The organism is Cupriavidus sp. 30B13 (assembly GCF_049059565.2).
In the GTDB taxonomy this organism is placed as follows: domain Bacteria; phylum Pseudomonadota; class Gammaproteobacteria; order Burkholderiales; family Burkholderiaceae; genus Cupriavidus.
The window spans coordinates 2458918-2478527 of the sequence record NZ_CP188223.1 but is presented as its reverse complement, the minus strand read 5'-3'; the positions used below and the strand labels follow the sequence as shown (position 1 = coordinate 2478527).

Genomic DNA, 19610 nt, shown 5'->3' with positions numbered 1-19610 from the left:
GCAGGTCCGCTTGCGCGTGCGCCGGGTGTGGCTGCGATGGCGGGCGAGTTGGTGGTTCTCCGACATTGCCGCCGCATCTGGTGGCTGCGGCCCATCTGTTTTCTTGTTGGCCGCGCTTTTGTCCGCAGGCGGTTTTCCGCGTCGTGGACTCGCGTCGTCAAGGTGCCTCCGCTTGCCGGGTCCCGGATGGGCGCGGTGACGGCGCGCGGCCAACACAAAGCGCGCCGCGATGTTGGTTCGCTCACGACGTTTGCTCCGCCGCGGTCCCGCTGTTTTCCCCGCTTTCCCTTGTCGCGCCTGGGCCCGTGGCCGATGGCACGGTTGATGCGGATATGGCTGCAACCAGCAGGCAATGCCTGCAGCAAGCAAACAGATCCGAGGCAGCCATGAACCACCAAGACCAACTCCAATGCCAGGCCGGCCAGCAACAAGACGACGCCGCCGAAGCCGACTACCCGCTCGGCGCGCACCTCGTCACCGAACGCCGCGGCTACGCCCACCACGGCATCTATGTCGGCGCCGGCAAGGTGGTCCACTACGCCGGCTTCGCCGGCTCGCTGCATCGCGGCCCGGTGGAAGAAGTGAGCGTGGCCAGCTTCGCCGCCGGCCACGCGGTCAGCGTCAAGGCCAATCCCTGCGCCCGCTACGTCGGCCTGGAAGCCGTGGCGCGCGCCCGCTCCCGCCTCGGCGAAGACAACTACCGCCTGCTCACCAACAACTGCGAGCACTTCTGCTCGTGGTGCCTGCTGGGCGAAGCCCGCAGCGAACAAGTCGAGGCTTGCCTGCACCATCCGGCCGTGGCCGTGCATACCGTGGCGGTCCTGCTCAAGACGCTGATCGAAACCGAATGGCGCGGCGCCCACCTTGGCGCCCGTGCCGCCTAAACCCGGCCTGAACCGGCCTAAACCGGCCTGAACCGAATACGCAAGGAGACTGACATGCAAACGACCCGGGTATCGCTGCGCGGACTGATCGACAAATGGCTCGGCGCGCGCCTGGCGGCGCCGGCCCGCATCACGCGCGTGCGCGGGGCGCGCGCCGGGCAGGGCGGCTGCGTGCGGGTGGAGGTGTCGGGCCCGTCTGGCCAGCTGTCGATGTTCTTTTTCCGCCATGGCGACTGCGGCTGGTGCGTGTTTCCGCCGGCGCTGAATGCGGGCTGAACACGCGCCGCGGGCTACCCGGCCCGGCGCCGCACCATCTATGATTGCCTCATGCACTGCATGGGGAGGCGGCAATGGAGCGTACGTTCGAATATGGCGGCTATGCCGTGGTGGCGCGTGCCGTGGCGGCCGATGCCGGCGGCTTCTCGGCAACCGTGGTGATCGCCGATGCGTTCGGCGAGGCGCCGCAGGCGTCCTTCGAAGAAGAGGCGGGCATCGTGCCCACGGCGGGCGCTGCGCTGGCGCTGGCCGAGGCCACGGCCATGCGCAGCATCGATGCGGGCGAGGTCAGCTAGCGCCTTGCCAGCCGCAAATGCCGCGGCCCCGGTCCAGCCACGGGCAAGGCGGACCATCTCCTGTCAATGCGCTCCCGCCGTCTCGCGGCGCGGCTGCCCCGGCGGTCGTGGGCGCGTTCCAGCCGCGTACCCTATACTTCGGTCCTTTCGCGCATGCTGCATGGCCGTTCCATCGGGATGGCGCAACAGCCATGTCTTATGAGGGCTACATCGTAGCCTTGGACCGGAACGCCGGCTGGCCGGCGCTGATCGCAGGAAATGGAACACGTTCAGAACTCCCCGCAAACCGAGGCCGGCAGCGGAATCCAGGCAAAAGCGACGGGCCGCAGGATATCTGTCGCCCCGATGATGGACTGGACTGACCGCCATTGCCGCATGTTTCACCGGCAGTTGAGCCGCCATACCTGGCTCTATACGGAGATGGTCACCACCGGCGCGCTCCTGCATGGCGACGTGGCGCGGCACCTGGATTTCGACGCGGCCGAGCAGCCCGTGGCCCTGCAGCTCGGCGGCAGCGAGCCGGCGGACCTGGCGGCGGCGGCCCGGCTGGGCGAGCAATGGGGTTATGCCGAGGTCAATCTCAATTGCGGCTGCCCGTCCGAGCGCGTGCAGCGCGGCGCATTCGGTGCCTGCCTGATGGCCGAGCCGGACCTGGTGGCCGACAGCGTGAAGGCGATGCGCGACGCGGTGTCGGTTCCGGTGACGGTCAAGCACCGGATCGGCATCGATACGATCGAGCATTATGACTTCGTGCGCGATTTTGTCGGCAAGATTGCCGAGGCCGGTTGCGAGACCTTTATCGTGCATGCGCGCAATGCGATCTTGAAGGGGCTGAGCCCGAAGGAGAACCGCGAGATACCGCCGTTGCGTTATGAGGTGGCCTACCAGCTCAAGCGCGAATTCCCGCATCTGGAGATCCTGATCAACGGCGGCATCGTGACGCATGACGAGATGGATCAGCATCTCGCGCACGTGGACGGCGTGATGATCGGCCGCGAGGCTTATCACCAGCCCTATGTGCTGGCGGAGATGGATGCGCGCTTCTATGGTGCGCAGACGCCCCCGCCTTCGCGGCTTGAAGTGGAGCTGGCCATGCAGCGCTATATCGGGGGCGTGGTGGAGCAGGGAGGCTATATGGGGGCGGTCACGCGCCATATGCTGGGGCTGCACCGGGGTATCCACGGCGGGCGCGGATGGCGGCGGGTGCTGTCGGATGCGCGCCGGATGCATGCGGTCCGGACCCGCGCAGGCGTGGACACCATGTTCGAGGAAGCCCGGGCCCATCTGCGGCCGGGCAGCGAGGCATCGCTGGAGGCAGCCTGAGTGCCCCGAGGCTGGATATCTGGCCGCGCCGGCTCGAAGATTTCCTCTAACTTCGAATGGCCTTTTTATGCGGGTAAGACAGAACGCGCCGCGACGGCCACTTGAACCCGCTGGCGGCCCGCTTTGCCGCGCCGGCAAAGGGATTCCCCTAATTCGTGCGGGCGCAGCAAGTTCATACACTGTGCTTGCCCTCGAATACAGGGCTTTCTTCAACTGATTATTAAGCCCGCCGTGTGCGGGCTTTTTTTTGCGCGGACCTTTTGCAAATGCCTGCGATATTCACCGGGCAATATAGCGCCGCTGGGTTTCTGGCGCTGTCTTCCGTTTACCCTGATAGTACGAATGGCAGATGACGTCTAGATTACCAAGGCCTTCAGGGCATTTGAGATCGCTAATTGAAGAGCCCGCGCTGCGGGCTCTTTTTTTGCCGGTCGGGGGCGTCGATTGCGATTGCCGCCTGTCGCGTCACTTCGACCGCTCGCTCGAAATGCCGACGTCCAGGGTGCCATAGGTGGTGATGCTGGGGCCGCTGCCGTCGCCGGCCGGGCTGGCACAGCCGGCCAGGACGAGGAGGGCACCCGCGGCCAGCAGGCCCCGCGCGAAATACTTCATGGTCGGTTTCCAGGATCGCGGCGAAGGCCGCATTCCTGCTTGGGCGCCCGATGGCGGGGTTTGGTTCCTGCGTGGGGCGCGGCCGACCGAATCAGCCGATGACGAACCGATGCAGCAGCAATACCGCAATCGCGGGGCAGGCCAGTACCAGGCCACCGACCAACGGGAAGCGCTGCGACCAGATGCCGATCAGGGCGGGAATCGCGGCGATCGGGCCGAGGACATGCATCAGCAGCGACAGCGCGCCGTTGGGGTTGGCGCCATTTGCCGCTGCCGGCAGGTCGGCCGCGCCGGCCGGACCGAGCAGGCCGTAGGCGCTGCCGAAAATGAGGGCTACGAGACTGAGGGACGCTGCCAGTTTGAGAGTGCGCTTGGTGCTGGGCTTGCTGCTGGATATGGGCCGCATCGCTGTTCTTCCATGGGGGCGAGGGGCCGGCGGCCGTTGTATGGCATCTGGCGCGTCTCGACGATGCTTGCAAAAATAGCGCAATCTGCACCTATTCCAACTGAGACTTTTCTAAGTCAGAGTTAAGCCTGCGCCGGCCATGGTGCGGCAAAGCCGTCGAGAGCCCCGAGTCGATGCGAAGTGCCTTATGGATTGCTTTCGGCGCTAACATAGAATTATTTCAGAAAACGCTTGCCAAGGTGTTTGGGTGGCCTTAATATTCGCTCCCTCGCAACACGAAGCGCGCTGCAAAGCAGACGGGACAAGGGTTGCGGGGTTGACGGGGGAGGTTGGCGGTGCGGAAAGCGCGGCTGGCTGGAGCAAAAAAAGATTGCGAAACCTGTTGACGAAACGTAGAAAGTTCTTCATAATCTCGTTTCTCTGCTGCTGACAACGAAGCAGCGACGCGGTAAGCAAAGCGAACCGCGGTGCGTTCTTTAACAAACAAACAACCGATAAGTGTGGGCGCTTGATAGCGGATGCCCGGTGCGTAACAGCGCCGGAGCTTACAAGTTATAAAGTGCTCGCACAGTAAAACATGTTCGGTTCTTCTTCGGAGGGATCGAGTCAGTTTTCTGAGAGTGAGCGACCGCTCGAAAGAGCGAGACCCTTTTGGGTCACACAGGTATTGAACTGAAGAGTTTGATCCTGGCTCAGATTGAACGCTGGCGGCATGCCTTACACATGCAAGTCGAACGGCAGCACGGGAGCAATCCTGGTGGCGAGTGGCGAACGGGTGAGTAATACATCGGAACGTGCCCTGTCGTGGGGGATAACTAGTCGAAAGATTAGCTAATACCGCATACGACCTGAGGGTGAAAGCGGGGGACCGCAAGGCCTCGCGCGATAGGAGCGGCCGATGTCTGATTAGCTAGTTGGTGAGGTAAAGGCTCACCAAGGCGACGATCAGTAGCTGGTCTGAGAGGACGATCAGCCACACTGGGACTGAGACACGGCCCAGACTCCTACGGGAGGCAGCAGTGGGGAATTTTGGACAATGGGGGCAACCCTGATCCAGCAATGCCGCGTGTGTGAAGAAGGCCTTCGGGTTGTAAAGCACTTTTGTCCGGAAAGAAATCCTCTGGGTTAATACCTCGGGGGGATGACGGTACCGGAAGAATAAGCACCGGCTAACTACGTGCCAGCAGCCGCGGTAATACGTAGGGTGCGAGCGTTAATCGGAATTACTGGGCGTAAAGCGTGCGCAGGCGGTTTTGTAAGACAGGCGTGAAATCCCCGAGCTCAACTTGGGAATGGCGCTTGTGACTGCAAGGCTAGAGTATGTCAGAGGGGGGTAGAATTCCACGTGTAGCAGTGAAATGCGTAGAGATGTGGAGGAATACCGATGGCGAAGGCAGCCCCCTGGGACGTCACTGACGCTCATGCACGAAAGCGTGGGGAGCAAACAGGATTAGATACCCTGGTAGTCCACGCCCTAAACGATGTCAACTAGTTGTTGGGGATTCATTTCTTCAGTAACGTAGCTAACGCGTGAAGTTGACCGCCTGGGGAGTACGGTCGCAAGATTAAAACTCAAAGGAATTGACGGGGACCCGCACAAGCGGTGGATGATGTGGATTAATTCGATGCAACGCGAAAAACCTTACCTACCCTTGACATGCCACTAACGAAGCAGAGATGCATTAGGTGCTCGAAAGAGAAAGTGGACACAGGTGCTGCATGGCTGTCGTCAGCTCGTGTCGTGAGATGTTGGGTTAAGTCCCGCAACGAGCGCAACCCTTGTCTCTAGTTGCTACGAAAGGGCACTCTAGAGAGACTGCCGGTGACAAACCGGAGGAAGGTGGGGATGACGTCAAGTCCTCATGGCCCTTATGGGTAGGGCTTCACACGTCATACAATGGTGCGTACAGAGGGTTGCCAACCCGCGAGGGGGAGCTAATCCCAGAAAACGCATCGTAGTCCGGATCGTAGTCTGCAACTCGACTACGTGAAGCTGGAATCGCTAGTAATCGCGGATCAGCATGCCGCGGTGAATACGTTCCCGGGTCTTGTACACACCGCCCGTCACACCATGGGAGTGGGTTTTGCCAGAAGTAGTTAGCCTAACCGCAAGGAGGGCGATTACCACGGCAGGGTTCATGACTGGGGTGAAGTCGTAACAAGGTAGCCGTATCGGAAGGTGCGGCTGGATCACCTCCTTTCTAGAGCGTGCAGAAGTTGTTGAGCGTTCACACTTATCGGTTTGTTTGGTGTTACAGCCAAGGGTCTGTAGCTCAGGTGGTTAGAGCACCGTCTTGATAAGGCGGGGGTCGTAGGTTCAAGTCCTACCAGACCCACCAAGTTATCGGGGGATTAGCTCAGCTGGGAGAGCACCTGCTTTGCAAGCAGGGGGTCGTCGGTTCGATCCCGTCATCCTCCACCACTACCTTGGGTTGGTCAGTCCAAAGGCAAGCGCTTTGAGAGAAAAGCGTTTGCCTTTGGCTTTGCCAAGACGATGGAAACATCGGCTGTTCTTTAACAATATGGGATGTAGTAAAGGTGTCGTGAGCGTTGATGAGACGCTGCAGTACAACACGATACCGGGTTGTGATTGTATCAACCGAAATGTATTTAAGTGATCGAAAGATGACTTGGAATACGGCACAAATGCGAGAACTCATCCTGTAGCGATGCGTGGCTCGAAGTTTGAGACACACTCGTTATAGGGTCAAGCGAACAAGTGCATGTGGTGGATGCCTTGGCGATCACAGGCGATGAAGGACGCGGTAGCCTGCGAAAAGCTTCGGGGAGCTGGCAAACAAGCTTTGATCCGGAGATGTCCGAATGGGGAAACCCGGCCCGCATGGGTCATCCCTGACTGAATACATAGGTCAGGGAAGCGAACGCGGCGAACTGAAACATCTAAGTAGCTGCAGGAACAGAAATCAACCGAGATTCCCAAAGTAGTGGCGAACGAAATGGGAAGAGCCTTGTACTCTTTAGCAGTGTTGTTAGCAGAACGGTCTGGAAAGGCCGGCCATAGCAGGTGATAGCCCTGTATGCGAAAACAGCGTTGTGGAACTAGGTGTACGACAAGTAGGGCGGGACACGTGAAATCCTGTCTGAAGATGGGGGGACCATCCTCCAAGGCTAAATACTCGTGATCGACCGATAGTGAACCAGTACCGTGAGGGAAAGGCGAAAAGAACCCCGGGAGGGGAGTGAAATAGATCCTGAAACCGCATGCATACAAACAGTCGGAGCCTGGAAACGGGTGACGGCGTACCTTTTGTATAATGGGTCAGCGACTTACATTCAGTGGCAAGCTTAACCGATTAGGGAAGGCGTAGCGAAAGCGAGTCCGAACAGGGCGTTCAGTCGCTGGGTGTAGACCCGAAACCAGACGATCTATCCATGGCCAGGTTGAAGGTGCGGTAACACGTACTGGAGGACCGAACCCACTAACGTTGAAAAGTTAGGGGATGAGCTGTGGATAGGGGTGAAAGGCTAAACAAGTCTGGAAATAGCTGGTTCTCTCCGAAAACTATTTAGGTAGTGCCTCGTGTCTCACCTTCGGGGGTAGAGCACTGTCATGGTTGGGGGGTCTATTGCTGATTACCCCGCCATAGCAAACTCCGAATACCGAAGAGTGCAATCACGGGAGACAGACATCGGGTGCTAACGTCCGGTGTCAAGAGGGAAACAACCCAGACCGCCAGCTAAGGTCCCTAAGATTGGCTAAGTGGGAAACGAAGTGGGAAGGCTAAAACAGTCAGGAGGTTGGCTTAGAAGCAGCCACCCTTTAAAGAAAGCGTAATAGCTCACTGATCGAGTCGTCCTGCGCGGAAGATGTAACGGGGCTAAGCCAGTCACCGAAGCTGCGGACGCACGCAAGTGCGTGGTAGGAGAGCGTTCTGTAAGCCTGTGAAGGTGTCTTGTAAAGGATGCTGGAGGTATCAGAAGTGCGAATGCTGACATGAGTAGCGATAAAGGGGGTGAAAAGCCCCCTCGCCGTAAGCCCAAGGTTTCCTACGCAACGTTCATCGGCGTAGGGTGAGTCGGCCCCTAAGGCGAGGCAGAGATGCGTAGCTGATGGGAAGCAGGTTAATATTCCTGCACCGTCGTATGATGCGATGGGGGGACGGATCGCGGAAGGTTGTCCGGGTGTTGGAAGTCCCGGTCCCTGCATTGGAGAAGGCGCTTAGGCAAATCCGGGCGCGGAATTCAAGGATGCGGGGCGAGCGGCCTAGTGCTGCGAAGCAATTGGAAGTGGTTCCAAGAAAAGCCTCTAAGCTTCAGTCATACGAGACCGTACCGCAAACCGACACAGGTGGGCGAGATGAGTATTCTAAGGCGCTTGAGAGAACTCGGGAGAAGGAACTCGGCAAATTGGTACCGTAACTTCGGGATAAGGTACGCCCTTGTAGCTTGACTGGCCTGCGCCAGGAGGGTGAAGGGGTTGCAATAAAATGGTGGCTGCGACTGTTTAATAAAAACACAGCACTCTGCAAACACGAAAGTGGACGTATAGGGTGTGACGCCTGCCCGGTGCCGGAAGATTAAATGATGGGGTGCAAGCTCTTGATTGAAGTCCCGGTAAACGGCGGCCGTAACTATAACGGTCCTAAGGTAGCGAAATTCCTTGTCGGGTAAGTTCCGACCTGCACGAATGGCGTAACGATGGCCACACTGTCTCCTCCCGAGACTCAGCGAAGTTGAAGTGTTTGTGATGATGCAATCTCCCCGCGGCTAGACGGAAAGACCCCATGAACCTTTACTGTAGCTTTGCATTGGACTTTGAACCGATCTGTGTAGGATAGGTGGGAGGCTTTGAAGCGTGGACGCTAGTCTGCGTGGAGCCGTCCTTGAAATACCACCCTGGTTTGTTTGAGGTTCTAACCTTGGCCCGTGAATCCGGGTCGGGGACAGTGCATGGTAGGCAGTTTGACTGGGGCGGTCTCCTCCCAAAGTGTAACGGAGGAGTTCGAAGGTACGCTTGGTACGGTCGGACATCGTACCTAAAGTGCAATGGCAAAAGCGTGCTTAACTGCGAGACCGACAAGTCGAGCAGGTGCGAAAGCAGGACATAGTGATCCGGTGGTTCTGAATGGAAGGGCCATCGCTCAACGGATAAAAGGTACTCTGGGGATAACAGGCTGATACCGCCCAAGAGTTCATATCGACGGCGGTGTTTGGCACCTCGATGTCGGCTCATCTCATCCTGGGGCTGTAGCCGGTCCCAAGGGTATGGCTGTTCGCCATTTAAAGAGGTACGTGAGCTGGGTTTAAAACGTCGTGAGACAGTTTGGTCCCTATCTGCCGTGGGCGTTGGAATCTTGACGGGGGCTGCTCCTAGTACGAGAGGACCGGAGTGGACGTACCGCTGGTGTACCTGTTGTCTCGCCAGAGGCATCGCAGGGTAGCTATGTACGGAAGAGATAACCGCTGAAAGCATCTAAGCGGGAAACTCGCCTGAAGATGAGGATTCCCTGGAGGCTTGACCTCCTTGAAGGGTCGTTCGAGACCAGGACGTTGATAGGCTGGGTGTGGAAGCGCAGTAATGCGTTAAGCTAACCAGTACTAATTGCCCGTAAGGCTTGATCCTATAACCAGTGTGTTTCTGCCTGGTTGAGTGTATCGCGTGCCGCTGCCCAGCAGCCTGGCCGATACAAGACACAACCTGACTACATCCCTATTTGCTGTGTTGGCCAGTTCGCCAGCACGGCACACCGTTTATGCCTGGTGACCATAGCGAGTTGGAACCACCCCTTCCCATCCCGAACAGGACCGTGAAACGACTCCACGCCGATGATAGTGCGGATACCCGTGTGAAAGTAGGTAATCGCCAGGCTCTCCCTTGAAACCCCCCAGTACCTCCTACTGGGGGGTTTTGCTTTTGGGCGGCGACGATAAGCTCGCGACGATAAAATCAGATCCGCGTGCCCCTTGCCGTGCGATAGCGCCTGATCCGGCTATGGCGTCTAGTCGGACGATTGCCGCAAAATCCGCATCCCGCGTTTGACCGCCATCACCACCACGGTGACCAGCGCGCCTGCCGCAATGCCTGCCGCGCCATTGACGAGCAGGGGGACAAATATCCCGATACCTCCTCCCAGGCCTGGCAAATCTGCCAGCAACGTGTGGGCGAACTCCGTCACCTGGTGCGCGCCAGGAAATCCATGTACAAGAATCCCGCCGCCGACCAGGAACATGGCCACCGTACCCGCTACCGAGAGCGCGCGCATCAACCATGGCGCCATGCGCAGGATGGCGTGGCCGGTGGCGCGCGCAGCCGCCGACTGCCGCTGGCGAAGATAAATCCCGGCGTCATCCAGTCTGACGATGCCGGCCACCAGGCCGTAGACGCCTGCGGTCATGACAAGCGCGATGACCGACAACACGGCCACCTGCGTGCCGAACGTCGCCTCGGAAACGGTGCCAAGGGAGATCACGATAATCTCCGCGGACAGGATGAAGTCCGTGCGGACCGCGCCGCGAATCTTGGTTTTTTCAAGCGCCGCCGGATCCATTGCCGGAGGCCGGCCATGGCTAGGCCCTGCATCTGAAACCTTCCGATGCAGAAGACTGTGCGTCACCTTCTCGAATCCCTCGTAGCAGAGAAAGGTGCCTCCCGCCATCAGCAAAGGCACGATCGCCCAGGGAACCGCCGCACTGATCGCAAGTGCCGATGGCACCAGGATTGCCTTGTTCCGCAACGAGCCCTTCGCCACCGCCCACACTACCGGCAGCTCGCGGTCGGCTTTCACATCGCTGACTTGCTGGGCGTTGAGAGTGAGATCGTCGCCGAGTACGCCGGCGGTATTCTTGGCGGCGACCTTGCTCATGGTCGCCACGTCGTCAAGGATGGACGTGATGTCGTCGATCAGCAGCAGCAGGCTCGAGCCGGCCATGTCCAATCTCCTGGATGTGGTGTCGTCAGGATAATGCCATCCCCTGTAGACGACATGCCGCCGCGGCGCACGGATAGCGGTCCGGAACCCCAGACAGAAAAAGAAAACCCCGCCGGGCACGGATGCCCGGCGGGGACAGGAAGCCGCGCCGTGCCCAGCGGAGGGCGACGATGCGAGATTCAAGGCTAGCAGGGCAAAGGGGCGCTGACTGTCAACAACTGTCACCGTGGCAATCTGCCCATGTCACCGAAAAAAATGCCGCTGGACCTGGGGAGAGGCGCAGCGGCATCGTGAAGTGTCGAATATGGGCACCAAGCGGAAAGGTGCCACGACCAGCATAAGAGGCAATGCATCGTCTGGCTGTCAACAATTGCAAACGGTCCGACCCGCGCGAAGGGCGGCTGGGAGTATCGGCTGGGGCAATGACGCGGATCGACGGCGGGCGAAATGCCGCTGGAGGACTACGGACGTGGAAGAAGGGCGCATTTCCGCCGGGGGAATTGGCGCGGATCGATATGGAAAGCCGAAGCCCAAAACAAAAACAGCGCCTTGGCTAAGGCGCTGTTTTGTAGAACGAATTCTTGGGGTGGCTGATGGGACTCGAACCCACGACGACAGGAATCACAATCCTGGACTCTACCAACTGAGCTACAGCCACCGTCGTTGTCTTTCAGCTGAGTGCTGATCGACGAAAAACAAGATTATACAAACTTCAATAACGGATGGCTAGTACTTCGCTCAAAAAAATCTGGAAGCCGGCGCAGGCCCGCATAGACAGGATCCTGGCGCCGTCCTCATGCGGAAAGCTTGGGCAGGTCTTCCAGTTCGAGCATGCGGCAGATGGCGGCCATGCTGCCAACCATGGTGCGGCGCTGCGCGCCCTGATAGATGCGCACGCCTTTGGACTGGCGGAACGGCACGGGCTTGACGGGGCGGCGGGACGAGAAGCGGTTGGCTGGCAGCATGGCTACACCTGATGATTTGCAACAACGGTTGACGGCACCCGCGGGGCGGATGGGGTTGGCATATCGGGTGCAGCTCGAGGCGGGCGAGCCCGCTCCAGCCGCACTTGGGGCTTGGGACTTTCAGAACGCGCCGGTACGGATCAGGCCGACGGCAATGCCTTCCAGGGAGAACTCTTCCCGGTCCGGCTCGACGATGATGTTGGTGAAATCGGGGTTTTCCGCGATCAGTTCGATCGTGTCGCCGCGGCGGTTGAGGCGTTTGACGGTGACGTCGTCGCCGAGGCGGGCCACCACGATCTTGCCGTTGGCGGCTTCGCTGGCGCGCTTGACCGCGAGCAGGTCGCCGTCGAGGATGCCGGCGTCGCGCATGCTCAGGCCGCGCACGCGCAGCAGGTAATCAGGCTGGACCTCGAAGACGGAGGCATCCACCTGGTACTGCCGGTCGATGTGTTCCGCGGCCAGGATCGGGCTGCCAGCCGCGACGCGTCCGACCAGCGGCAGCGTCAGTTGCATGACGCCGGCCATGGGCAGGGAGAACTGGTCGGGAAGTTCGGAATCGCTGCGCGACACCTTGAGGCGGATGCCGCGCGACGCGCCGGGCGTGAGCTCGATCACGCCCTTGCGGGCCAGCGCGCGAAGATGTTCTTCCGCGGCATTGGGCGAAGAGAAGCCGAACTTGGCGGCGATCTCGGCGCGCGTCGGCGGAAAGCCGGTGTGCTGAAGGGTGCTGCGAATCAGGTCGAAAATCTGCTGCTGCCGCGGTGTCAGGGTCGCCATGGTCGCCGTTGTTCGCTGTTATTAGAGGGCACTGTATGTTTAAACAGTATGCTGTGATTTTATACAGTATCGAGTGAAGTGCAAGCGGAATTTTTGGGCACACGCTCATGGACAGGCGCTTCGCAACGCGCTAGCGCGGCGGAACGCTTTGCGGGGCGGCGGTATCGGCGGGGTTACAATCCGCGCACGCGCCATCGTTCTGATCGAGCGTCTTCCGATTCCAGGCTTCCCGAATACGTCCCCGCCATGTCCTCACTGCGTCGCGTCGTTGTGCTTGCCACCGGCGGTACCATTGCCGGTTCCTCGTCCAATCCCGCCAGCAGCGCCAAGTACCAGGCGGCCACCGTGCCGGTGACGGCGCTGCTCGGGGCCGTGCCCGCGCTGGGCGAGGTGGCGCGCATCGAGGCGGAGCAGGTGGCGCAGGTGGACAGCAAGGACATGTCGTTCGCGCTCTGGTCTAAGCTGGTCGAGCGGATCCGTTTCTGGTCCGCGCAGCCTGACGTCGCCGGCATTGTCGTGACCCACGGCACCGACACGCTGGAGGAAACGGCGATGGTGCTGCACCTGGCTTGTCCGGCCACGCTGCCTGTCGTCCTGACTGCCGCCATGCGGCCGTCGACCTCGCTGTCCGCCGACGGGCCACTGAACCTGCTCGATGCGGTGCGCGTGGCCAGCCATGCGGAATCGGCGGGGAAGGGCGTGCTGGTGGTGATCAACCAGGAAATCCACGCCGCGCGCGATGCCGTGAAAGCCCATGCGGCGGCGGTGAACGCCTTTGCTTCGCCGCTGGGCGGCCCCATCGGTTATGTGCAGGACGATTTCGTCTGTTTCACCCGTGCCCCGATGCGGCTGCCCGCCGTGCCGATGCCGGTGCCACGGGCATGGCCCCAGGTGGAAATCGTCGCCAGCTACGCGCAGCCAGGGCGGGTAATGGTCGACGCGCTGGCCGCGGCCGGCGTGGACGGCCTCGTGGTGGCGGCCGCCGGCAATGGCTCGATCCACCAGTCGCTGGCGGAGGCGCTGGCCGAGGCAGCCGCGGGCGGCGTGGCGGTCGTGCGCAGTTCGCGTACCGGGGCGGGGCATGTGGCGATACCGGCCCCTCCGCGGCCTGCGGCCGGCATGTTCGTGTCGGCCGGCGACCTGAATCCGTATAAGGCGCGCGTGCTGCTGCTGCTGGCGCTGGCTGCCGCGCCCGGGCTGGCTGCGGATCCGGCGGCGCTGCAGGCCACCTTCGCCAATAACTGAAGCAGCTTGCCCTGTGCGTTGAAAGCGCGCTATAATTTAAGGCTATCCAACCTTGCTACACCGGACATGGCGCCCGGGTGGCTTATCCAAAAGGAGCGTCAATGCGTCATTACGAAATCGTATTTATCGTCCATCCGGACCAGAGCGAACAGGTCCCGGCCATGATCGAGCGTTACAAGACGCTGGTCACCTCGCAGGAAGGCCAGATCCATCGCGTGGAAGACTGGGGCCGCCGTCAGATGGCCTACATGATCCAGAAGCTGGCCAAGGCTCACTACGTTTGCCTGAACATCGAATGCGGCAAGGAAACCCTGGCTGAACTCGAACACGCGTTCAAGTTCAACGATGCGGTGCTGCGCCACCTCATCGTTCAGACCAAGAAGGCCGAAACCGCACCGTCCCCGATGATGAAGGAAGTGCAGCGCGAAGAAGCCCGCAAGGCCGCGCAACAAACCACTGAAGGCCAGGCCGCCTGAGTGCGGACCGCTGCGGTTGCTGACGGCGCCGGATATTCCGCGCGCCGCGGCGGCACGAGCGGGCATGGGAACGGGTACCGCCAAGGGAGGCAGCGTTGAACCAGTTGAGGCTCTGCGCAACCCTCGCCGAACGCGATGCCCTGCGCTATACCCCGGCCGGTGTCCCCGTCGTCAACTGCATCCTGCAGTACGCGGGCGAGACCGTCGAGGCGCAAACGCCCAGGCAGGTGGAATTCGCCATCGCCGCCATGGGAATCGGGCAGATCGGACAACGGCTCGAGCGCACACCGCTCGGCGCCATGCTCGACTGCGAAGGATTCCTGGCCCGCAAGCACCGCAACAGCAAGGCTCTCGTCTTTCACATCACTGGATGTAAAGCATTCGAAAAGGATTGAATCATGGCATTCGTCAAACGTGACAACAAGAACAAGAAGCGCTTCCAACAGCAGAACCCGCTGTTCAAGCGCAAGCGCTTCTGCCGCTTCACCGTGGCCGGCGTGGAACAGATCGACTACAAGGATCTGGACACCCTGAAGGATTTCATCGGCGACAACGGCAAGATCACGCCGGCCCGCCTGACCGGTACCAAGGCTCACTATCAGCGTCAGCTCGATACGGCCATCAAGCGCGCGCGTTTCCTCGCGCTGATGCCCTACACCGACCTGCACAAGAACTGATCGGCCCTAGGTCCGTCAAGGAGAAAACACGATGCAAATCATTCTGCTGGAAAAAGTCATCAACCTGGGCAACCTGGGTGACATCGTTCGCGTGAAGGACGGCTACGCCCGTAACTTCCTGATCCCGAACAAGAAGGCCCGCCGCGCGACCCAGACCGCCATCAGCGAGTTCGAAGTCAAGCGCGCCGAGCTGGAAAAGGCCGCTGCCGAGAAGCTGGCTGCCGCGCAGGGCGAGGGCGAGAAGCTCAGCGGCCTGACCGTGCAGATCACCCAGAAATCGGGTGTGGACGGCCGCCTGTTCGGCTCGGTCACCAACGCCGACATCGCCGCCGCCCTGGAAGGCCAAGGCTTCAAGGTCGAGAAGGCGCAAGTGCGCCTGCCGAACGGCCCGCTGAAGATCGTGGGCGATCATCCGGTCAGCGTTTCGCTGCACACGGACGTGGTGGTCGACGTGACGATTTCCGTCCTGGGCGAGCACGTCTAAGACCGGAGTCGGTTGCCGCCGCGGCGCCCGCCAGGGATTTCCGCGCGGCAGCGGCCGCAGGCAAGAACAAGAAGGCAGGAGCCAGGTGCTCCTGCCTTTTTGTTTTGAGCCGCGGTTTCGGGCCCGGCCCGGCCGGGGTGGTCGTCCTGCCGTCACATCGCCGCACGCGCCGCGATTTCTCCTCCGGCTCGCCTGTGCGCGCCGTTATAATCCCTCCCCATGAACGCGCCTGTCAGCGACCCCCAACTCGACAATCTCAAGGTACCTCCGCACTCCATCGAGGCCGAGCAATCGGTGCTGGGCGGCCTGCTGCTGGACAATGCCGCCTGGGACCGCATTGCCGACTTCCTTTCCGAGTCGGACTTCTACCGCTTCGATCACCGGATGATCTTCCAGAGCATCGCCCGGCTGATCTCCGCCACCAAGCCCGCCGACGTCATCACCGTCTACGAGATGCTGCAGGTAGCGGGCAAGGCGGAAGAAGTGGGCGGGCTGGCCTACCTCAACTCGCTCGCGCAGAACACGCCCAGCGCGGCCAACATCCGCCGCTACGCGGAGATCGTGCGCGAACGCTCGGTGCTGCGCAAGCTGGTCACCGTGGCCGACGACATTGCCTCGGCCGCCTTCGCGCCCAAGGGGCGCGAGGTGCGCGAACTGCTCGACGAAGCCGAGTCCAAGGTCTTTGCGATTGCCGAGGAAGGCTCGCGCGGGCAGAAGGGCTTCCAGGAGATCCAGCCGCTGCTCACGCAGGTGGTGGAGCGCATCGACGAGCTGTACCACCGCGACAGCAACACCGACGTGACCGGCGTGCCCACCGGCTTCATCGACCTGGACCGCATGACCAGCGGCATGCAGGCCGGCGACCTGATCATCGTGGCCGGCCGCCCGTCGATGGGCAAGACCGCGTTCTCGCTGAACATCGGCGAGCACGTGGCGGTGGAGCAGGGCCTGCCGGTGGCCGTGTTCTCGATGGAAATGGCGGGCACCCAGCTGGCCATGCGCATGCTGGGCTCGGTCGGCCGGCTGGACCAGCACCGCCTGCGTACCGGCCGCCTGCTCGACGAGGACTGGCCGCGCCTCACGCACGCCATCCAGCGCATGAACGATGCGCAGCTGTTCATCGACGAAACCCCGGCGCTGAACCCGATGGAGCTGCGCGCGCGCTCGCGCCGCCTGGCGCGCCAGTGCGGACAGCTCGGCCTGATCATCATCGACTACCTGCAGCTGATGTCGGGTTCCGGCAGTGGCGAGAACCGCGCCACCGAAATCTCGGAAATTTCCCGTTCGCTCAAGGGGCTGGCCAAGGAACTCAACTGTCCGGTGATCGCGCTGTCGCAGTTGAATCGGAGCCTGGAACAGCGCCCCAACAAGCGCCCGGTGATGTCCGACCTGCGCGAATCCGGCGCCATCGAGCAGGATGCCGACGTGATCCTGTTCATCTACCGGGACGAGGTCTACAACCCGGACTCGCAGGACAAGGGCACTTCCGAGATCATCATCGGCAAGCAGCGTAACGGCCCCATCGGGACCGTGCGCCTGACATTCCTGGGCCAGTTCACCAAGTTCGACAACTTCAGCGGCGGCCCGGCCTTCTTCGACAACGACACCTGACGCCAGTCCTGGCGCGGCCTGGCGGGCGGCGAAGCGGCCCGGCCGTGGCCGATCGCCCACGCCGGACGTGAAAGAGGTTCGGCTGCGCCCCGCATACCTGTAAAATATTTCGTTTTGATGACAGCCGCCGCCAGGCGGCTGTCTGCAATGTATGCCTGGCCGATTGAGCCAGTCGCCCAGGCAATAACCGGGGGCGCTTGCGCGCTCCGACAAGGAACAATCCATGTTCGGCCGATTCATGCCCACCGAGGGCAAGTTCTTCGAATACTTCAACCAGCATGCCGAATGCGCGGTGACCGCCGCCCGCGAGCTGGAAGTGCTGGTCAACGACCTGCCCAACGCCGAGGCGCATGCGCGCCGCGTGCAGGCCACCGAAAAGAAGGCCGACCGCATCACGCACGACACCATCGACCTGCTGCACAAGACCTTCATCACGCCGCTGGACCGCGACGAGATCCACAAGCTCATCACCACCATGGACGACATCCTCGACCTGATGGAGGACGTGGCGGAAACCATCTCGCTGTACGACGTGACCAGCCTGACCGACGAGGCCCGCAAGCTGGCCTCCATCTGCGTGCAGTGCTGCGACCAGGTCAAGATCGCGGTCGGCCTGCTCGAAGACATGAGCAACGCCAGCGCCATCCTCAAGACGGCGCAGCAGATCGACCATCTCGAGTCCGAAGCCGACCGCGTGATGCGCTCGGCCATGTCGAAGCTGTTCCGCGACGAAACCGACGTGAAACGGCTGATCAAGCTCAAGGCCATCTACGAGCAGCTCGAAACCATCACCGACAAGTGCGAGGACGTCGCCAACATCATCGAAGGCATCGTCCTGGAAAACGCCTGAGGCACGAATCGGCATGCAAACAATAGAAATGAGCCTGTGGGTCATCGGCCTGCTGGTGGTGCTGGCCTTGCTGTTCGACTTCATGAACGGCTTTCACGATGCCGCCAACTCGATCGCCACGGTGGTGTCGACGGGCGTGCTCAAGCCGCACCATGCGGTGGCGATGGCGGCCATGTGCAACGTGGTGGCCATCTTCATCTTCCACCTCAAGGTGGCGGCCACGGTGGGCACCGGCACCGTGGACGTCAATATCGTCGACCACCACGTGGTCTTCGGCGCGCTGGTCGGCGCCATCGCGTGGAACCTCATCACCTGGTACTACGGCATCCCTTCGTCCTCCTCGCATGCGCTGATCGGCGGGCTGGTGGGCGCCGCGGTGGCCAAGGGCGGCACTGGCGCCCTGGTCGGCGGCGGGCTGGCCAAGACCGTGGCCTTCATCGTGATCTCGCCGCTGCTGGGCTTCCTGCTGGGCTCGCTGATGATGGTGATCGTGGCATGGACCTTCTTCCGCACGCCGCCGTCGCGCGTGGACCGCTGGTTCCGCCGCCTGCAACTGGTGTCGGCCTCGCTCTACAGCCTGGGCCACGGCGGCAACGACGCGCAGAAGACCATTGGCATCATCTGGATGCTGCTGATCGCCAGCGGCCATGTGGCGCAGGGCGGGGCCGAGCCGCCGGTGTGGGTCATCGTCTGCTGCTACGTGGCGATCGGCATGGGCACCATGTTCGGCGGCTGGCGCATCGTGCGGACCATGGGCCAGAAGATCACCAAGCTCAAGCCGGTCGGCGGCTTCTGCGCGGAGACCGGCGGGGCGATCACGCTGTTCATCGCCTCGGCGCTGGGCGTGCCGGTGTCCACCACCCATACCATCACCGGTGCCATCGTCGGCGTGGGTTCGGTGCAGAAGATGTCGGCGGTGCGCTGGGGCGTGGCGGGCAACATCGTGTGGGCCTGGGTGCTGACGATTCCCGCGTCGGCCTTCATGGCGGCGATCGCATGGTGGATCGGCATGCACCTGCTTTGAGCCGGCAACCCGGCCGCCACCGATAAAAAAACCAGGCGCGATGCCTGGTTTTTTATCGGTGGCGGGTTTGCGCCGGCGCCGGGACTAGCGGTTCGCGAACGCGGCGATCGGATCGTCGTCTTCGGCCGGCGGCGGCGCGGCGGGGACCGCCGGCGCCTGCGGCGGCTGGACCGGCACCGGCGGCGGCACGGCGGCCGAGGCCACGCGCCGCGCGCCGTTGTAGCGCGAAGCCCAGTACGACTTGCCCATGTCTTCCAGGCGCACCGTGCCGCCGGTGGACGGCGCGTGCACGAAGCGGTTCTGGCCCACGTAGATACCCACGTGCGAGTTGGCGCGGCCGGTGGTGTTGAAGAACACCAGGTCGCCCGAGGCGACCTGGCTGCGCTCGAGCGGCACGCCGCGCTCGCCCATCGCCTCGGTGGTGCGTGGCAGGTTGACGTTGGCGGCGCGCAGCACCACGTAGCGCACCAGTCCGCTGCAGTCGAAGCCGGAATCGGGGGTGTTGCCGCCGTAGCGGTAGGGCGTGCCGACCAGCGACATGGCCTGGATGGAGACTTCCTCCAGCCCCGCGCTGGGGTCTGTCATGGAGGTGCCGGGCAAGCGCTGGAGGCCGCCGTGGCGTGGCGGCGGCGCGGAGGCGCACGCGGCGAGAAACAGCGCGGCCGCGCACAGCAAGGGCAGGCGGGCCCGGCAGGCGACCCGCGCCAGCGGTGACGATGGCGCGGGTCGCGGTGGCTTGGCGGTCTGGCGCGTTGGCATTCTTGTTCTGGTCCGGTCCCGGGCCAGGCGCCAACCGCGAGCGGGCCGCCGCGAA

The 19610-nt window shown here is 61.9% G+C and carries 18 protein-coding genes, 3 tRNA genes and 3 rRNA genes; 17 read left to right on the top strand and 7 right to left on the bottom strand.

Annotated elements, in window-relative coordinates; all coding sequences use genetic code 11:
• The first annotated feature begins 386 nt into the window (after positions 1-386).
• The 4 genes from ACKI2N_RS11360 (at position 387) to dusA (ending at position 2779) form a co-directional block, all read left to right on the top strand.
• On the top strand, positions 387-884 hold the full coding sequence (locus ACKI2N_RS11360; RefSeq protein WP_420996724.1) for a lecithin retinol acyltransferase family protein: 498 nt from the start codon (positions 387-389) through the stop codon (positions 882-884).
• A 54-nt stretch (positions 885-938) separates the two neighbouring features.
• Complete coding sequence (locus ACKI2N_RS11355) at positions 939-1160, top strand: hypothetical protein (protein ID WP_420996726.1); 222 nt, start codon at positions 939-941, stop codon at positions 1158-1160.
• 74 nt (positions 1161-1234) lie between these two features.
• Complete coding sequence (locus ACKI2N_RS11350; protein WP_420996727.1) at positions 1235-1456, top strand: hypothetical protein; 222 nt, start codon at positions 1235-1237, stop codon at positions 1454-1456.
• A gap of 345 nt (positions 1457-1801) precedes the next feature.
• Positions 1802-2779: a tRNA dihydrouridine(20/20a) synthase DusA gene (gene dusA, locus ACKI2N_RS11345; RefSeq protein ID WP_426990844.1), complete on the top strand. Its 978-nt coding sequence runs from the start codon at positions 1802-1804 to the stop codon at positions 2777-2779.
• A gap of 465 nt (positions 2780-3244) precedes the next feature.
• Here the strand turns inward: dusA and ACKI2N_RS11340 are convergent, their stop codons facing one another.
• Together ACKI2N_RS11340 and ACKI2N_RS11335 are read right to left on the bottom strand one after the other, a co-directional pair.
• The gene (locus ACKI2N_RS11340) at positions 3245-3391 is read right to left on the bottom strand and encodes a hypothetical protein (RefSeq protein ID WP_420996730.1); all 147 of its coding nucleotides are present in this window, start codon (positions 3389-3391) and stop codon (positions 3245-3247) included.
• Positions 3392-3482: 91 nt separating this feature from the next.
• Positions 3483-3797, bottom strand: coding sequence for a hypothetical protein (locus ACKI2N_RS11335; protein WP_420996732.1), 315 nt, complete (start codon positions 3795-3797; stop codon positions 3483-3485).
• A gap of 669 nt (positions 3798-4466) precedes the next feature.
• Between ACKI2N_RS11335 and ACKI2N_RS11330 the strand changes: the two genes are divergently transcribed.
• From ACKI2N_RS11330 to rrf, 5 genes are all read left to right on the top strand, one after another.
• A 16S ribosomal RNA gene (locus tag ACKI2N_RS11330) occupies positions 4467-5998 on the top strand.
• A 61-nt stretch (positions 5999-6059) separates the two neighbouring features.
• Positions 6060-6136, top strand: a tRNA-Ile gene (locus ACKI2N_RS11325).
• 7 nt (positions 6137-6143) lie between these two features.
• A tRNA-Ala gene (locus tag ACKI2N_RS11320) sits at positions 6144-6219 on the top strand.
• A 283-nt stretch (positions 6220-6502) separates the two neighbouring features.
• Positions 6503-9381 (top strand): 23S ribosomal RNA (locus ACKI2N_RS11315).
• Positions 9382-9514: 133 nt separating this feature from the next.
• Positions 9515-9627: ribosomal RNA gene (rrf, locus tag ACKI2N_RS11310) — 5S ribosomal RNA — on the top strand.
• The 16S, 23S and 5S rRNA genes sit together here with 2 tRNA genes alongside, the layout of an rRNA operon.
• Positions 9628-9757: 130 nt before the next feature.
• Here the strand turns inward: rrf and ACKI2N_RS11305 are convergent.
• The 4 genes from ACKI2N_RS11305 to lexA form a co-directional block, all read right to left on the bottom strand.
• Complete coding sequence (locus tag ACKI2N_RS11305; protein WP_420997213.1) at positions 9758-10687, bottom strand: DUF808 domain-containing protein; 930 nt, start codon at positions 10685-10687, stop codon at positions 9758-9760.
• Between the two features lie 582 nt (positions 10688-11269).
• Positions 11270-11345, bottom strand: a tRNA-His gene (locus tag ACKI2N_RS11300).
• Between the two features lie 136 nt (positions 11346-11481).
• Positions 11482-11652 carry a hypothetical protein gene (locus ACKI2N_RS11295; RefSeq protein WP_420997212.1) on the bottom strand — a complete coding sequence of 57 codons (171 nt, stop codon included), beginning with the start codon at positions 11650-11652 and terminating at the stop codon, positions 11482-11484.
• 120 nt (positions 11653-11772) lie between these two features.
• Positions 11773-12429 carry a transcriptional repressor LexA gene (lexA, locus tag ACKI2N_RS11290; RefSeq protein ID WP_420997211.1) on the bottom strand — a complete coding sequence of 219 codons (657 nt, stop codon included), beginning with the start codon at positions 12427-12429 and terminating at the stop codon, positions 11773-11775.
• A gap of 246 nt (positions 12430-12675) precedes the next feature.
• On the opposite strand from lexA, the gene ACKI2N_RS11285 reads away from it, so the two are divergent.
• The 8 genes from ACKI2N_RS11285 (at position 12676) to ACKI2N_RS11250 (ending at position 18796) form a co-directional block, all read left to right on the top strand.
• Positions 12676-13674: an asparaginase gene (locus tag ACKI2N_RS11285; protein WP_420997210.1), complete on the top strand. Its 999-nt coding sequence runs from the start codon at positions 12676-12678 to the stop codon at positions 13672-13674.
• Between the two features lie 101 nt (positions 13675-13775).
• A complete protein-coding gene (gene rpsF, locus ACKI2N_RS11280; protein WP_020205696.1) occupies positions 13776-14150 on the top strand; it encodes a 30S ribosomal protein S6 in 375 nt (124 codons plus the stop codon).
• A 95-nt stretch (positions 14151-14245) separates the two neighbouring features.
• Positions 14246-14545, top strand: a complete 300-nt coding sequence (gene priB, locus ACKI2N_RS11275) for a primosomal replication protein N (RefSeq protein WP_017228959.1) — start codon at positions 14246-14248, stop codon at positions 14543-14545.
• Positions 14546-14548: 3 nt separating this feature from the next.
• Positions 14549-14827, top strand: coding sequence for a 30S ribosomal protein S18 (gene rpsR, locus ACKI2N_RS11270; protein WP_006163606.1), 279 nt, complete (start codon positions 14549-14551; stop codon positions 14825-14827).
• A 31-nt stretch (positions 14828-14858) separates the two neighbouring features.
• Complete coding sequence (gene rplI, locus ACKI2N_RS11265) at positions 14859-15311, top strand: 50S ribosomal protein L9 (RefSeq protein ID WP_420997208.1); 453 nt, start codon at positions 14859-14861, stop codon at positions 15309-15311.
• Positions 15312-15530: 219 nt separating this feature from the next.
• Positions 15531-16922 carry a replicative DNA helicase gene (locus tag ACKI2N_RS11260; protein ID WP_020205694.1) on the top strand — a complete coding sequence of 464 codons (1392 nt, stop codon included), beginning with the start codon at positions 15531-15533 and terminating at the stop codon, positions 16920-16922.
• Between the two features lie 223 nt (positions 16923-17145).
• Positions 17146-17772, top strand: a complete 627-nt coding sequence (locus tag ACKI2N_RS11255) for a DUF47 domain-containing protein (RefSeq protein ID WP_420997207.1) — start codon at positions 17146-17148, stop codon at positions 17770-17772.
• 13 nt (positions 17773-17785) lie between these two features.
• Positions 17786-18796 (top strand): inorganic phosphate transporter, encoded by a 1011-nt coding sequence (locus ACKI2N_RS11250; protein ID WP_420997206.1) that lies wholly within the window; start codon positions 17786-17788, stop codon positions 18794-18796.
• 84 nt (positions 18797-18880) lie between these two features.
• Here the strand turns inward: ACKI2N_RS11250 and ACKI2N_RS11245 are convergent, their stop codons facing one another.
• Positions 18881-19555 (bottom strand): C40 family peptidase, encoded by a 675-nt coding sequence (locus ACKI2N_RS11245; protein ID WP_420997205.1) that lies wholly within the window; start codon positions 19553-19555, stop codon positions 18881-18883.
• Positions 19556-19610 lie beyond the last annotated feature (55 nt).

Bases quoted from the DNA above. Each gene is read 5' to 3' on its own strand.
- ACKI2N_RS11360 (WP_420996724.1), top strand. From the start codon at position 387: ATGAACCACCAAGACCAACTCCAATGCCAGGCCGGCCAGCAACAAGAC.
- ACKI2N_RS11355 (WP_420996726.1), top strand. From the start codon at position 939: ATGCAAACGACCCGGGTATCGCTGCGCGGACTGATCGACAAATGGCTC.
- ACKI2N_RS11350 (WP_420996727.1), top strand. From the start codon at position 1,235: ATGGAGCGTACGTTCGAATATGGCGGCTATGCCGTGGTGGCGCGTGCC.
- dusA (WP_426990844.1), top strand. From the start codon at position 1,802: ATGATGGACTGGACTGACCGCCATTGCCGCATGTTTCACCGGCAGTTG.
- ACKI2N_RS11340 (WP_420996730.1), bottom strand. From the start codon at position 3,391: ATGAAGTATTTCGCGCGGGGCCTGCTGGCCGCGGGTGCCCTCCTCGTC.
- ACKI2N_RS11335 (WP_420996732.1), bottom strand. From the start codon at position 3,797: ATGCGGCCCATATCCAGCAGCAAGCCCAGCACCAAGCGCACTCTCAAA.
- ACKI2N_RS11305 (WP_420997213.1), bottom strand. From the start codon at position 10,687: ATGGCCGGCTCGAGCCTGCTGCTGCTGATCGACGACATCACGTCCATC.
- ACKI2N_RS11295 (WP_420997212.1), bottom strand. From the start codon at position 11,652: ATGCTGCCAGCCAACCGCTTCTCGTCCCGCCGCCCCGTCAAGCCCGTG.
- lexA (WP_420997211.1), bottom strand. From the start codon at position 12,429: ATGGCGACCCTGACACCGCGGCAGCAGCAGATTTTCGACCTGATTCGC.
- ACKI2N_RS11285 (WP_420997210.1), top strand. From the start codon at position 12,676: ATGTCCTCACTGCGTCGCGTCGTTGTGCTTGCCACCGGCGGTACCATT.
- rpsF (WP_020205696.1), top strand. From the start codon at position 13,776: ATGCGTCATTACGAAATCGTATTTATCGTCCATCCGGACCAGAGCGAA.
- rpsR (WP_006163606.1), top strand. From the start codon at position 14,549: ATGGCATTCGTCAAACGTGACAACAAGAACAAGAAGCGCTTCCAACAG.
- rplI (WP_420997208.1), top strand. From the start codon at position 14,859: ATGCAAATCATTCTGCTGGAAAAAGTCATCAACCTGGGCAACCTGGGT.
- ACKI2N_RS11260 (WP_020205694.1), top strand. From the start codon at position 15,531: ATGAACGCGCCTGTCAGCGACCCCCAACTCGACAATCTCAAGGTACCT.
- ACKI2N_RS11255 (WP_420997207.1), top strand. From the start codon at position 17,146: ATGTTCGGCCGATTCATGCCCACCGAGGGCAAGTTCTTCGAATACTTC.
- ACKI2N_RS11250 (WP_420997206.1), top strand. From the start codon at position 17,786: ATGCAAACAATAGAAATGAGCCTGTGGGTCATCGGCCTGCTGGTGGTG.
- ACKI2N_RS11245 (WP_420997205.1), bottom strand. From the start codon at position 19,555: ATGCCAACGCGCCAGACCGCCAAGCCACCGCGACCCGCGCCATCGTCA.